Below are 13,659 nucleotides of genomic sequence, written 5' to 3'. Positions count from 1 at the left end.
GGAGCCGTCATGACCGATACCCGCAAGGCTGTGTTGCACCGGATGGTGCTTGCCGACCATATCTGCCCGTTCGGCGTACGCGCCAAGCAGATCCTGCAATCCGAAGGGTTTGAGGTCGAGGACCATATCCTGCGCACCCGCGAAGAGGTCGATGCGTTCAAGGCCGAGCGCGGCCTCGCGACCACGCCGCTGATCGAGATCGACGGAGAGGTGATCGGCGGCAGCGACGATTTGGAGCGCTGGCTCGCCAAGGTCGACTGAGCGCGACACCCGCGCCATGCCGGCGTCCGCCGTCGCCTTCGATCGTGACGTCGAACAGGTCGCGCGGGCGCTGATCGGCGCGACCCTGCTGGTCGACGGCGTCGGCGGCACGATCGTCGAGACGGAGGCCTATGACGCCGACGATCCCGCCTCGCACAGCGCGCGCGGGCCGTCGCAGCGCAATGCCGCGATGTTCGGGCCGGCGGGACGCGCCTATGTCTACCGGAGCTACGGTATCCACTGGTGCTTCAACATCGTGTGCGCGCCCGGCAGCGCGGTGCTGATCCGCGCGCTCGAACCCACGCACGGTCTCGATACGATGATCGCGCGCCGGGGTCTCACCAATCCGCGCCTGCTCTGCGCCGGTCCGGGACGACTGTGTCAGGCGCTCGGCATAGATGCGCGGCTCGATCACGCCCCGATCGATGCGCCACCCTTCACGCTGATCCCCGCCACCAGCGCAGCGCCCCTGCACGCCGGCCCGCGCATCGGCATTAGCCGCGCGATGGATACGCCATGGCGCTTCTGCCTCGCCGGTTCGCGCTACCTCAGCCGGCCTGCGCGTTAGAGGGACAACGATCGATCCGTCATTGCCAGCGCAGCGAAGCAACGACGCAGATTGGGCGGCTCAAACCGCCCACGCCAAAGCCGCCGACGATCGGCAAGATACACCAGCTTTCGGCGTGTTTCGCACTTCATCAAAACCAAAAACCGCAGATTTCCGCCATTCCAGTGTTTGGCATGCATAATGCACTACCACAGTCGCAGCCGCATCGGGCTGTCGCCTTTGGGAGGAAAGTCCATGTTCGCCACCACGCTCGCCGCCGCCATCCTGTCGATCACCACGCCCGCCGCCGCGCCGGCGCCGGCCCCCGCAGCGCCCGCCGCCGGCCAGAGCGACGCCGCCGCCCAGCCGGCCAAGGGCCGCTACAACCCGCGCGTCTGCATCGTCGATTACCCCACCGGCACGCGCATCCCCACCAAGACCTGCAAGCTGCTCGGCCAATGGCGCACCGACGGTATCGATCCGCTGCCCGGCAAGTGATCCTCCGGAACGCCGACCGCACGCCCGCCCCATGGCGGGATGTGCGGCCGGGCTGCGATCGACGGGGACCTTCCATGCTGCGCCTGCGTTCTCGCTGGCACACATCATGGGGGTCCTCATCTTGCACAGCCTGCCCGACCGGCTCGACGCCGGCTCGCCCTATCCGCTCGGCGCGACGTTCGACGGCCTGGGCGTGAATTTCGCGGTCTATTCCGCCAATGCCGATGCGATCGAGCTGTGCCTGTTCGACGCCACTGGCAAGCGCGAGCTGAAGCGCCTCGCCTTGCCCGAATGCACCGACGAGGTGTGGCACGGCTATCTGCCCGACGCCGGCCCGGGTCTGCTCTACGGCTATCGCGCACACGGCCGCTACGAGCCCGAGAACGGCCACCGCTTCAATCCCAACAAGCTGCTGCTCGATCCCTATGCCCGCAAGCTGCACGGCCAGATCAAATGGACCGACGCGCTGCACGGCTATAAGATCGGCCATCCGAAGGAGGACCTCTCCTTCGACAAGCGCGACAGCGCGCCCGCCATGCCCAAGGCGGTCGTCGTCGACGATCATTGGGACTGGTCGCGCGACACCAAGCCCAACACCCCCTGGTCCGAAACCGTCATCTACGAAGCGCATGTGAAGGGCCTGACCAAGCTGATGGAGCTGGTCCCGCCGAACGAGCGCGGCACCTATGCCGGCCTCGGCCACCCCGCGGTCATCGCGCACCTCAAGCGCATCGGCGTCACCGCGCTGGAACTGCTACCCATCCACAGCTTCACGCAGGACCGCTTCCTCCAGGAAAAGGGCCTGAAGAACTATTGGGGCTATAACACGCTCGGCTTCTTCGCGCCGGAACAGGCGTATATGTCGTCGGACAGCCAGGACGAGCTGCGGCGCGCCGTCCACCGCCTGCACAAGGCAGGGATCGAGGTGATCCTAGATGTCGTCTACAACCACACCTGCGAAGGCAGTGAAAAGGGCCCCACCCTGTCGTGGCGAGGGCTCGACAACGCCAGCTATTACCGCCTGGTCAAGGACCAGCCGCGCTACAGCATCAACGACACCGGCACCGGCAATACGCTGAACCTCAGCAAGGCGCGCGTCATCCAGATGGTGACGGACAGCCTGCGCTATTGGGCGACCAGCTTCGGCATCGACGGCTTCCGCTTCGACCTCGGTCTGACGCTGGGGCGCGAAGAGCATGGCTTCGATCCCGGCGCCGCCTTCTTCGACGTCGTCCGGCAGGACCCGGTGCTCGGCCGCCTGAAGCTGATGGCGGAGCCGTGGGACGTCGGCCCCGGCGGCTATCAGCTCGGCAATTTCCCGCCCGGCTTTGCGGAGTGGAACGACAAATATCGCGACACCGTCCGCCAGTTCTGGCGCGGCGATGCCGGCCAGCGCGCCGATCTCGCCGCACGTCTGTCGGGATCGGGCGACCTGTTCGACCGCCGCTCGCGCCGTCCCTGGGCGAGCATCAACCTGCTGTCGGCGCACGACGGCTTCACCCTCGCCGACACGGTGATGTACGAAGAGCGGCACAATGAGGCGAATGGCGAAGACAATCGCGACGGCCACGACAACAACCATTCGCGCAACTGGGGCCACGAAGGGCCGACCGACGATCCCGCGATCAACGATGCGCGCGGCCGCGTGCAACGGTCGATGCTGACGACGCTGCTCGCCTCGCTCGGCACGCCGATGCTGGTCGCGGGCGACGAGTTCGGTCGCACGCAACAGGGCAACAACAACGCCTATTGCCAGGACAATGCGATCAGCTGGCTCGATTGGGACGCCGCGGCGACGCCCGAAGGCCAGACGCAGATCGATTTCGTCGCCCGCCTGACCGACCTGCGCCGCCGCTACGCTGTGCTGCGCGCGCCGACCTTCCTCTACGGGCAGGATACGCCCGGACAGGGCGTCAACGACATCGAATGGTGGGACGAGCGCGGGCAGCAGCTCAGCGCGGACGATTGGCAGAACCCCGAAGGCCGCGCGCTGATGATGCGCCGGGCCAGCCGCAATGCGGCCGGCGAGCTGGACGTCGTGTCGCTGTTGCTCAACGGTTCGCCCGATCCCGTCACCTTCCACCTTCCCCCGCCGCACGCGACGCGCATCGTCCTGATCGACAGCGCCAAGCCCGATCAGGGCGAGGTGGAGATCGAGGACGCCTATGAGGTTTCACCGCAAGGCGCGGTCCTCCTCACCTGGACCGGCGCGTTCGAGGACCAGGCATGACCCCGGGCTGGGGCGCGACGCCGCTGGACGACGGGCGCACCCGCTTCGCACTCTGGGCGCCGGACGCTGCTGGCGTTGAGCTGGAGATCGACGGCGCCCCGCCGGTCGGTATGGAGGCGGGCGACGACGGCTGGTTCGTCGCGACGACGCAGGCGCCCGCCGGCACGCGCTATCGCTTCCGCATCGGCGACATGGTCGTCCCCGACCCTGCGTCCCGCGCGCAATCGGGCGGCGTCCATGGCTGGAGCCTCGTCATCGACCCGGCCTATCCCTGGACGGTCACCGACTGGCGCGGGCGGCCGTGGGAAGAGACGGTGCTCGTCGAGCTGCACCCCGGCCTGCTCGGCGGCTTTCGCGGCGTCATCGATCAGTTCCCCGCCGTCGCCGCGACCGGCATCACCGCCATCGAACTCATGCCCGTGGGTGCCTTCGGCGGTACGCGCGGCTGGGGCTATGACGGCGTGCTGCCCTATGCGCCGCACGAAAGCTACGGCGCCCCCGCCGATTTGCAGGCGCTGGTCGACGCCGCGCACGGCTTCGGCCTCTCCGTCTTCCTCGACGTCGTTTACAATCACTTCGGTCCCGACGGGAATTACATCGGCCAATATGCCGCCGGCTTCTTCGATGCTGAGGTCCACACGCCCTGGGGCGGCGCGGTCGCGATGCATGAAGGGGCCGTGCATCGCTTCTTCGTCGACAATGCGCTGATGTGGCTGCGCGACTATCGCATCGACGGCCTGCGCTTCGACGCGGTCCACGCCATCGCCGACGACGCCTTCCTCGACGCCATGGCCACGGAAATCCGCGAGGCGCTGCCCGATCGCCACATCCACCTCGTCCTCGAAAACGAACGCAACGATGCCGCACGGCTGCGCGATGGCGGCTATGACGCGCAGTGGAACGACGATTTCCACAACGTCCTCCACGTCCTGCTGACCGGCGAAACCAGCGCCTATTACATCGACTTCGCCGATCGCCCGGCCGATCGCCTCGCCCGCTGCCTGGCAGAAGGCTTCATCTATCAGGGCGAAGGATCGGCGAACCACGACGGCACGCCGCGCGGCACGCCCAGCGCGCATCTGTCGCCGACCCGCTTCGTGTCGTTCCTCCAGAACCACGACCAGATCGGCAATCGCGCGCTCGGCGAGCGGCTGACCGTACTGACCGATCCCGCCAGGCTGCGTGCCGCGACCGCCTTGCTGCTGCTCGCCCCGCAAATCCCTTTGCTGTTCATGGGCGACACCGACGGCAGCAAGACGCCCTTCCTATTCTTTACCGATTTCCACGACGAGCTCGCCGATGCGGTGCGTGAGGGGCGGCGCAAGGAATTCGCCAAGTTCGACGCTTTCGCCGATCCGCGGGCGCGCGAACGCATCCCCGATCCTAACGCCCGCAGCACCTTCGACGCATCGCGGCCCGAGCCCGGCCCCGACGCCGCCACATGGCGTGCGCTGTACCGCGACCTGATCGCGTTGCGCATGACCCATATCGTCCCCCACCTTGCCGGCGCGATGGCGATCGGTGCGGAGGCGACCGGCGACGCTGCGGTCACCGCCCGCTGGCGCCTGGCCGACGGCAGCACGCTCACCATCGCGCTCGACCTCGCCGACGCGCCCGCGCCGCTTGCCGCGGGCGACGGCGACCTGCTGCACGCCGAGGGCGACCGCTTCGCCGCCTGGATCGCACGATGAGCGATCTTGCCACCCGCGCCAAGATCGCCGGCATCGCCGTGCAATGGGAGGATGCGACCGGCCGCCAGCGCACCGTCGCCGACGATACGCTCAGCGCCATCCTCGACCGGCTAGACCGCTCGACCAGCAGCGAGGCGACCTTCGTCACCGCCGATGTCGGCATGCCCATCGTCACGACCGCCGCCCCCGGCGCCGCCACGCTGGCGCTGGAACATGGCCCCCAGCGTATGGTGCAGGTCGCGTCCGACGGCACCATCCCGCCGATCGGCGAACCCGGCTATCATCGGCTCGAAACCGCGCGCGGCGCCATCACCCTCGCCATCGCGCCACGCCGCTGCGTTCCCGCGCCGCCCGGCCGCAGCTGGGGTCCGGCCGTCCAGATCCCGGCGCTGCGCGGATCGCGCCCTGCCCCGTATGGCGACTTCGCCAGTCTTGCCGAGGCCGCCCGTGCCTTTGCCGGTGTGGGGGCGAACGCGCTGGCGATCAGTCCGACGCACGCGCTCTTCCCCACCGACCCGTCGCGCTTCAGCCCCTATGCCCCGTCGAGCCGGCTGGTCCACCACGCCCTGCTCGCCAGCACCGCCGACGATGATACAGACTCCGGCGCACTGATCGACTGGCAAGCCGCCCTCCCCCACCGCCTGACTGCGCTGCGCCACGCCTTCGACCGCGCAACCCCAGACGAGATCGCCCGCTTCGACGCCGCCGCCGCCCACCGTCCCGACTGGCAGCAGCACGCCCTTTACGACGCGATCCACGCCCATTTCTTCGCGGAGAGCGGCGCACACGGCTGGCAGGACTGGCCTGCCGCCTATCACGACCCCGCCGCCCCGGCGGTCGAGACCTTCGCACGGCAGCATGCCGACGCGGTTCGCTTTTACACTTTCCTGCAATGGCGCGCCCACACCGGCCTTGCCGACGCGCACGCCGCCGCGCGCGACGCCGGCATGCGGATCGGCCTGATCGCCGATCTCGCCGTCGGCATGGATGCGGGCGGCAGCCATGCGTGGAGCCGCCGCAGCGACCTGCTGACCGGCCTGTCGATCGGCGCGCCGCCCGATCCGCTCGGGCCGCAGGGGCAGAATTGGGGCATCACCGCGCTCTGCCCGTTCGCGCTGCGCCGGACCGGCTTCGACGCCTTCATCCGCACCGTCCGTGCAGGCCTGGCGCACGCGGGCGGCGTCCGTATCGACCACGCCCTCGGCCTGTGCCGACTGTGGGTCATTCCAGAGGGCGGCAAGCCCGGCGACGGCGCCTATCTCACCATGCCCTTCACCGATCTGCTCCGCATCCTCGCCATCGAATCGCATCGGGCGAACGCGATCGTCATCGGCGAGGACCTCGGCACCGTGCCGCCCGGCTTCCGCGACACGCTGACCGCGCGTGGCATCTACGGCATGCGCGTCCTGCCCTTCGAACGCGACAAAAAAAGCTTCACCCCCGCCAAGGCATGGGACGCCTGCGCCGTCGCCATGACCGGCACGCACGACACCGCGACGCTCGCCGGCTGGTGGACCGGGCGCGACATCACCTGGGCGCACAAGTTGAAGCGCAGCGACAGCGACGAACCCAGCGACCGCCTGCGCCGCATCGGCGAGAAAAAGGCGCTGTGGACCGCCGCCACGCAGGCCGGCGTCGCCAGCGGCCCCGTGCCGCACGATGCCGCGCCCGCGATCGACGCCGCGCTCGCCTTCACCGCGCAGGCGCCCTGCCCGCTCACCATCGTCCCGCTCGAGGATCTGGTCGGGATCGAGGAACAGCCCAACCTGCCCGGCACGACCGACGAACACCCCAATTGGCGCCGCCGCATGCCCGACACGACCGAGGCGCTGCTCGCCCGGCCAGAGGTCGCCCGCCGCACCGCCATCCTCTCGCACAAGAGCCATGCATGAGCCCCCGCGCCACCTATCGCCTGCAATTCCACAAGGGCTTCACTTTCGCCGACGCCCAGGCGCTGGTCCCCTATCTCGACCGGCTCGGCATTAGCCACATCTACGCCTCGCCGATCACCACCGCGGCGGCCGGGTCGATGCACGGCTACGACGTCATCGACCCCACGACGATCAATCCGGAACTCGGCGGCGAGGACGCCTTCCACAGCCTCGTCGCCGCGCTCAAGGCGCGCGACATGGGGCTGATCATCGATATCGTCCCCAACCATATGGGCGTCGCCGGGGGCGGCAACGCTTGGTGGAACGACGTCCTCGCCCGCGGACAGGACAGCGAACACGCCCGCGTCTTCGACATCGACTGGACCCGCCCGATCCTGCTCCCCGTCCTCGGCGATACGCTCGACACGGCGCTCGCCAATGGCGACATCGCGGTCGAGGGCGATCAGATCGTCGCCTATGGCGAACATCGTTTCCCGATCCGCCCCGAAGACCGAGGCAACACCGCCGACCTGCCCGCACTGCTCGACCGCCAGCATTACCGCCTCGCCAGCTGGCGCACCGCCAACGACCTGCTCAACTGGCGCCGCTTCTTCACCGTCAACGACCTCGCCGGCGTCCGCATCGAAGACCCCGCCGTGTTCGAGGCGACGCACGCGCTGTATTTCCAGCTGTATGACGAAGGGCTGATCGACGGCGTCCGCATCGATCACGTCGACGGCCTGACCGACCCGATCGGCTATTGCCGCACGCTGCGCGATCGCCTCGGCCCCGATGCCTGGATCGTGATCGAGAAGATCCTCGGCGCCGGCGAAGGCCAGCCCGTCGGCTGGGGCGTCGACGGCACCAGCGGCTACGACTTCATGGAGCAGGTCGCGACGCTGATCCACGATCCGCTCGGCGCGCTGCCGCTCGAGGAAGTGTGGCAGGACATGAGCCACCGCTACCTCGATTTCGAAGCTGAGGAATTCGCCGCACGGCAGGACCTGCTCGCCTGGCAATTTGCGGGCCAGCTCGACGCCTGCGTCGCCGCCTTCGTCGCGCTCAACACCGATGCCGCCGTCACGCCCGCCATGCTGCGCCGCGCGATCGAGCGATTGTTGTGGGTCTTCCCCGTCTATCGCACCTACGGCACCGGCGATGCCGCCCCCGCCAGCGACGCCGCGATCCGCGGCGCGGTGCGCGAACGCGTCGCCGACCTGATCCCGCCGGGCGAGGCGCATGTCGTCGACGCGATCCTCGCCTGGCTCGCCAGCGACGGGCCGGACGATGCGGCCGACGCGGTCCGTCGCTTCCAGCAGCTTTCCGCTCCGATCGCCGCGAAATCGGTCGAGGACACCGCCTTCTACCGCTCCGGCCGCCTGCTCTCGCGCAACGACGTCGGCTTCGACGCGACGATCCTCGGCATCGGTGTCGACGCCTTCCATGACCTGATGGTCGCCCGCGCACACGACGTGCCGCACGCGATGCTCACCACCGCGACGCACGACCACAAGCGCGGGGAGGACCTCCGCGCCCGCCTCGCCGCACTCAGCGTCATGCCCGACGCCTGGCGCACCCGCGTCGAGGCATGGGACCAGCTCTCCTGGGCCTGGGATCACGACGTCTCGGGCGCCGACCGCTACATGCTGCTGCAAACCATCGTCGGCGCCTGGCCGGACGAGGGCGTGACGCCCGATTTCGCCGACCGCATCAAGGCCTGGCAGCAAAAGGCCCTGCGCGAAGCACGCCTCCGCTCGTCATGGGAAGCCCCGGATGAGGCCTATGAAGCCGCCGCCGCCGCCCTCACCGATGCCTTCCTCGGCGACCCGCGCTTCGTCGCGGAGGTTACGGCCTTCGTCGCCGACCTCGCGCCGATTGCAGACGCCAACACGTTGATCCAGACGCTGCTCCGCTACACCGTGCCCGGCGTGCCCGACCTGTATCAAGGCACCGAGCTCGCCGACCTCAGCCTGGTCGATCCCGACAACCGCCGCCCCGTCGATTATGCGCAGCGACAGGCGCTGTTCGACGCACCGCACGCGCCGGCCAAGTTCCGCCTGATCGCCGACCTGCTCGCCCGTCGCCGTGCCGAGCCCGCGCTGTTCGCCAACGGCGACTATCGTCCGGCACAGGTGGGGGGCAGCGACCGCATCCTCGCCTTCAGCCGCCACCATGCCGGCGCCACGCTCCGTGTCGCCGCATTGATCCGCGGCACCGAAGTGCCGGACGCGACGATCCGCTTCGCCGACGGCACAGCGCACGCCGCCACCGACCTCTTCACCGCCTCACCGATCTGGTACGCGCTCGGCTGAGCGCGTCGCCAGCCAGAAGATGGCATAGCCGAACAGGCCGGACACCAGCGACGCGCACAGGATCGCCAGCGATGCCATCTCGGTCTGCGCCACGTCGGTGAAGGCGAGTTCGGTGATGAACAGCGACAGCGTGAAGCCGATCCCGGCGACGCCGCCGATCCCCAGCACCATCCGCCACGTCACCCCATCGGGCAGGCGCGCGCCCAGCACGCGTGTCGCGATCCATGTCGACGCCATGAAGCCCAGCGGCTTGCCGATCGCCAGGCCAGCGACGATGCCCAGGCTTAGCGGCGCGTGCAGCGCCTCGGCGATCGCGTCGGGCGACAAATGGATGCGCACGTTCGACAGCGCGAACAGCGGCAGCACGACATAGGACACCCATGGCGTCAGGATGCGCACCAGCCGCTCCGCCGCCTCGTCGGTCGCCGCGACCATTTCGTGGATGTACCCCAGCTTAGCCTCGACCGCGTCCTCCTTCTCCTCCGCCTCCGCGGCATCGCCCGCACGCGCCTGTTCGGATTGCGCCGCGCGCAACTCGTCCAAGGGCCGCTCGACGCGTTCGGCGAAGTCGCCATGGCTCAGCCGCGATCGCGTCGGCAGCAACAGGCCGACCGCCACGCCCGCGACCGTCGGATGCACGCCCGACCCGAAGATGCCGATCCACACCACGGCGCCGAGCAGCACATAGGGGATCGACGCCACCCAGCGCAGCCGCAACAGTCCGATGATCCCAAGATACGCCACGGCCGCCACCCCCAGGAACACCGGCTGCACCGACGCGGTATAGGCGAAGGCAATCACCAGCAGCCCGAACACATCGTCGATCGCCGCGAAGGCCAGTAGCACCGCACGCACGGCCGGAGGCAGCCGCGTCGTGAACATCGCGACGACCGCTAGGCTGAACGCGGTATCCATCGCCGCCACCACGCCCCAGCCGTGCGCGGTCGGCGTACCCCAGTTGAACGCCAGATAGATCGCCACCGGCACCACCAGCCCACCGATCGCACCCGCCACCGGGAACAGCGCGGTCTTGCGCGACGCGAGCGATCCCTTGACGAACTCGCGCTTCACCTCCGTCCCGATGATCAGGAAGAAGAGCGGCATCAGCAGGTCGTTGACCCATTCCGCCGCCGGCCGCGCGAACGCCCAGGCGCCATAGCTCAGCCGGATCGGCCGATCCCACAGCCGGACATAGTCCGCACCCCAGGGCGAATTGACGACGATCAGCGCGATGAGCGACGCGATCAGCAACGGCCCGCCGGACACTTCGCCGATCGCAAAGAAGGGCCCGATCCGCTCCAGGATACGCGCGGCGGGGGAATGATGCGCCCGGGCTTCCACCCGCCCGGACAGGCGCGGAGCAAGGCCCATGCGATCTCCTGATGGCATAAGTGCCATCCCCCATATGGCTCAGCCCCGCGTGCGTTCCGTAGCCGAAGCGCAACGTCATCAGCCTGTTCACCATTCCGCGCCTAATAGGTCGACAATGGACAGCGCATTCCTGCGCGACACCGATGCCGTACGGACCCGATCGATGCGCCTCACCGCCCCGCTTCTCGCCCTTGCCACCGTCCTGCCGGCGCTGCCTGCCGCAGCGCAGACGGTGACGCCGCTTGCGGAAGCGCGGCTGCGGTACGAACATGTCGAACAGGATGGCCTGCCGCAGGATAGCGACGCGGTGACGGTGCGACTGCGCACCGGCGTGCAGGCTGCAATCGGCCGCCTCTCCGGCCTCGTCCAGGCGCAGGGGAACCTCGCGATCCTGCCCGACTATTTCGACGGCCTGCACGGCCCCGCCACGCTGCGCCCGCTGATCGCCGATCCCGACAGCGTCGCCATCTATCGCGCGCAGGTGCGCTATGCCGCGCCGGGCCTCGCGATCACCGCGGGGCGACAGGTGATCCAGCTCGACGACGAACGCTTCGTCGGCGCCGCCGCGTTCCGCAACAACGGCCAGACCTTCGACGCCGTGCGCACCGAGATCACCGCCGTGCCGGGCCTGAAGGCCGACGTCAGCTATGTCTGGTCGGTCCGCACGGTGAACGGCATCGAAGGGCGCGGCGCCCGGCCGACCGCGATCGGCGGCAACACCGTCCTCGCCAACCTCGGCTGGGATTCGCCGATCGGCAAGGTCACGGGCTTTGCCTATCTGATCGATGAGGACGAAGCGGCGGTGCAGGGCTATCGCCTGTCCAGCCAGACCTATGGCGGCCGCCTGGCCGGCGCGCAGCCGCTCGGCACCGCCAAGCTCGCCTATCAGCTCAGCTATGCGCGCCAGTCCGACTATCACCGCAACCCCAATATGTACGCCGCGGATTACTGGCTCGCCGACCTGTCGGTCGACCTGAACGGCCCGAAGGTCGGCGGCGGCTATGAAGTGCTCGGCGCGGGCCGTGGCGCCAGCGCAGGCGCCGCATACGCCAGCTTCCAGACGCCCTTCTCCGCGATCTTCAAGTTCCAGGGCTGGGCCGACAAGCTCACCACCACCCCCGCCGACGGCATTCGCGACGCCTATGCGAGCGCCGGCTGGGGGTGGAAGCAGATCGGGACGCTGAAGGCGGTGTCGCTGACCGCCGTCTACCACCGGTTCGACAGCGACCGCCTGTCGCGCCGCTACGGCGACGAACTCAACCTGCTCGCCAGCGCCAAGCTCGGCAAGACGACCGCCAGCCTGCGCTATGCCGATTATCGCGCCGACCGGCTGTTCACCGACACGCAGAAGCTGTGGATGCAGCTCGACTGGGCGCTGTAACGCGAGCGCCCAATCGTCCTCATCCCTGCATGTCTTCGAGTTCGCGCCCGCGCGTTTCGTGAACCAGCTTCTGCACGAACACGAATGAGATCGCCGCGAACAGCGCATAGCCGGTGTAGGTGACCGCCAACCCCGGCGACACGGCAAGCGCCGGGAAGCTGACCGAAATCGCCGCATTGGCGATCCACTGCGCAAAGCCCGACACGGCAAGGCCCGATCCGCGGATCTGGTTGGGGAACATCTCGCCCAGCATCACCCACATCACCGGCCCCCACGACGCGTTGAAGAAGATGACGTACAGATTGGCCGCGACCAGCGCGATCAGGCCGTTATGTCCGGGCAGGCTCACCGCGCCCGCCGCATCGGTGACCGCGGTGGAGAACGCCCAGGCCACCGTCGCCAGCGTCACCGCCATGCCCGCCGATCCGACCAGCAGCAGCGGCTTGCGTCCGATCCGATCGACCGTCGCGATCGTGAACAGGCATGCCGCGATCGACAGCACGCCGGACAGGATGTTGATCTGCAGCGCATTGTCCTCGGTGAAGCCCACCGCCTCCCACAGCACCGCGCCGTAATAGAAGACGACGTTGATGCCGACGAACTGCTGGAACACGGCAAGGCCGATACCCGCCCACAGGATCGGACGGATCTTGCCCGTCGTCTTGTCGATCAGGTCGGACAGTTTCGGCTTGTGGTGATCGGCGGCGAGCGAGTTGCGGATCTCGACCACCTTGCGCTCCGCCTCGCCAGCGCCGAACAGCCGCGTCAGCACGGCCTTCGCATCGCCCTCGCGGCCCTTGGCGACCAGGAAGCGCGGGCTTTCCGGAATGACGGTCAGCGCCGCCAGATAGATCGCCGCCGGGATCGCCTGCAGCCAGAACATCCAGCGCCACGCCGGAAAGTCGAGCCAGAAGGGCGCGGTCGAACCACCGGCATAGCGGGCCAGCACGAAATTCGCGACGAACGCGCCGGTCAGGCCGGTGATGATCATCACCTGCTGCACGCTCGACAGTCGCCCGCGGATCGCGGCCGGCGTTACTTCGGAAATATAGACGGGCGAGATCACGCTCGCCGCGCCGACACCCAGGCCGCCGATGATCCGCGCCAGGATGAAGACGATCGAGCCGCCCGCGGCACCGGCGAGCAGCGCGCTCACCAGAAACAGCAGCGCGGCCAGCATCATCACCCGCCGCCGCCCGATCGCGTCGGCCAGCCGCCCCGCACCGAACGCACCGATCGCTGACCCCACCAGGATCGCGCCGACGTTGACGCCGATGCCCAGGTGGCCGAGCGAAAACGCCGCCTCCAGCCCCTTTTGCGTCCCGTTGATGACGCCCGAATCATAGCCGAACATGAAGCCGCCGATCGTCGCCACCGCGACGATGCCGGCGATGAAGCCGTGATTGACGCCCTGCCCGGCACCCAGATTCCCCGGGGCATGCCCCGCCCCCCGCCTGTCCGTCACATCGCTCTCCTCATGCCGGTCGTGCGCCAGCC

10 protein-coding genes are annotated in these 13,659 nt (G+C 68.7%); 8 read left to right on the top strand and 2 right to left on the bottom strand.

The window, feature by feature from the left end; genetic code table 11:
- Positions 1-9 precede the first annotated feature (9 nt).
- From GGR47_RS09350 to treY, 7 genes are all read left to right on the top strand, one after another.
- Complete coding sequence (locus GGR47_RS09350; RefSeq protein ID WP_017979726.1) at positions 10-261, top strand: glutathione S-transferase N-terminal domain-containing protein; 252 nt, start codon at positions 10-12, stop codon at positions 259-261.
- 16 nt (positions 262-277) lie between these two features.
- On the top strand, positions 278-829 hold the full coding sequence (locus GGR47_RS09345; protein ID WP_147036856.1) for a DNA-3-methyladenine glycosylase: 552 nt from the start codon (positions 278-280) through the stop codon (positions 827-829).
- Between the two features lie 234 nt (positions 830-1,063).
- The gene (locus GGR47_RS09340) at positions 1,064-1,306 is read left to right on the top strand and encodes a hypothetical protein (RefSeq protein WP_017979728.1); all 243 of its coding nucleotides are present in this window, start codon (positions 1,064-1,066) and stop codon (positions 1,304-1,306) included.
- 106 nt (positions 1,307-1,412) lie between these two features.
- Positions 1,413-3,536, top strand: a complete 2,124-nt coding sequence (glgX, locus tag GGR47_RS09335) for a glycogen debranching protein GlgX (protein ID WP_244305189.1) — start codon at positions 1,413-1,415, stop codon at positions 3,534-3,536.
- Positions 3,533-5,227 carry a malto-oligosyltrehalose trehalohydrolase gene (gene treZ / locus GGR47_RS09330; RefSeq protein WP_183949523.1) on the top strand — a complete coding sequence of 565 codons (1,695 nt, stop codon included), beginning with the start codon at positions 3,533-3,535 and terminating at the stop codon, positions 5,225-5,227. The genes glgX and treZ overlap by 4 nt, the downstream gene beginning before the upstream one ends.
- Positions 5,224-7,119 (top strand): 4-alpha-glucanotransferase, encoded by a 1,896-nt coding sequence (gene malQ, locus GGR47_RS09325; RefSeq protein ID WP_183949522.1) that lies wholly within the window; start codon positions 5,224-5,226, stop codon positions 7,117-7,119. The genes treZ and malQ overlap by 4 nt, the downstream gene beginning before the upstream one ends.
- Complete coding sequence (treY, locus tag GGR47_RS09320) at positions 7,116-9,410, top strand: malto-oligosyltrehalose synthase (protein WP_147037036.1); 2,295 nt, start codon at positions 7,116-7,118, stop codon at positions 9,408-9,410. The genes malQ and treY overlap by 4 nt, the downstream gene beginning before the upstream one ends.
- Here treY and nhaA read toward each other — a convergent pair.
- On the bottom strand, positions 9,384-10,781 hold the full coding sequence (nhaA, locus tag GGR47_RS09315) for a Na+/H+ antiporter NhaA (RefSeq protein WP_147037037.1): 1,398 nt from the start codon (positions 10,779-10,781) through the stop codon (positions 9,384-9,386). The genes treY and nhaA overlap by 27 nt on opposite strands.
- Positions 10,782-10,896: 115 nt before the next feature.
- Here nhaA and GGR47_RS09310 point away from each other — a divergent pair, with 115 nt between their 5' ends.
- Positions 10,897-12,162 (top strand): hypothetical protein, encoded by a 1,266-nt coding sequence (locus GGR47_RS09310; RefSeq protein ID WP_147037038.1) that lies wholly within the window; start codon positions 10,897-10,899, stop codon positions 12,160-12,162.
- A gap of 19 nt (positions 12,163-12,181) precedes the next feature.
- On the opposite strand, the gene GGR47_RS09305 is transcribed toward GGR47_RS09310, so the two are convergent.
- Positions 12,182-13,627: a sugar porter family MFS transporter gene (locus GGR47_RS09305; protein ID WP_147037039.1), complete on the bottom strand. Its 1,446-nt coding sequence runs from the start codon at positions 13,625-13,627 to the stop codon at positions 12,182-12,184.
- Between the last annotated feature and the right edge of the window lie 32 nt (positions 13,628-13,659).

The sequence above is a fragment of the Sphingomonas aquatilis genome (assembly GCF_014196115.1).
GTDB classification, from domain to species: Bacteria; Pseudomonadota; Alphaproteobacteria; order Sphingomonadales; family Sphingomonadaceae; genus Sphingomonas; species Sphingomonas aquatilis.
Note: the sequence above shows the minus strand (reverse complement) of the source record. Positions and strands in the feature narration are given on the sequence as shown.

Coding starts and splice junctions, on each gene's coding strand:
- GGR47_RS09345 (WP_147036856.1), top strand. CDS start 278: ATGCCGGCGTCCGCCGTCGCCTTCGATCGTGACGTCGAACAGGTCGCG.
- nhaA (WP_147037037.1), bottom strand. CDS start 10,781: ATGGGCCTTGCTCCGCGCCTGTCCGGGCGGGTGGAAGCCCGGGCGCAT.
- GGR47_RS09350 (WP_017979726.1), top strand. CDS start 10: ATGACCGATACCCGCAAGGCTGTGTTGCACCGGATGGTGCTTGCCGAC.
- glgX (WP_244305189.1), top strand. CDS start 1,413: ATGGGGGTCCTCATCTTGCACAGCCTGCCCGACCGGCTCGACGCCGGC.
- GGR47_RS09340 (WP_017979728.1), top strand. CDS start 1,064: ATGTTCGCCACCACGCTCGCCGCCGCCATCCTGTCGATCACCACGCCC.
- treY (WP_147037036.1), top strand. CDS start 7,116: ATGAGCCCCCGCGCCACCTATCGCCTGCAATTCCACAAGGGCTTCACT.
- malQ (WP_183949522.1), top strand. CDS start 5,224: ATGAGCGATCTTGCCACCCGCGCCAAGATCGCCGGCATCGCCGTGCAA.
- GGR47_RS09310 (WP_147037038.1), top strand. CDS start 10,897: ATGGACAGCGCATTCCTGCGCGACACCGATGCCGTACGGACCCGATCG.
- treZ (WP_183949523.1), top strand. CDS start 3,533: ATGACCCCGGGCTGGGGCGCGACGCCGCTGGACGACGGGCGCACCCGC.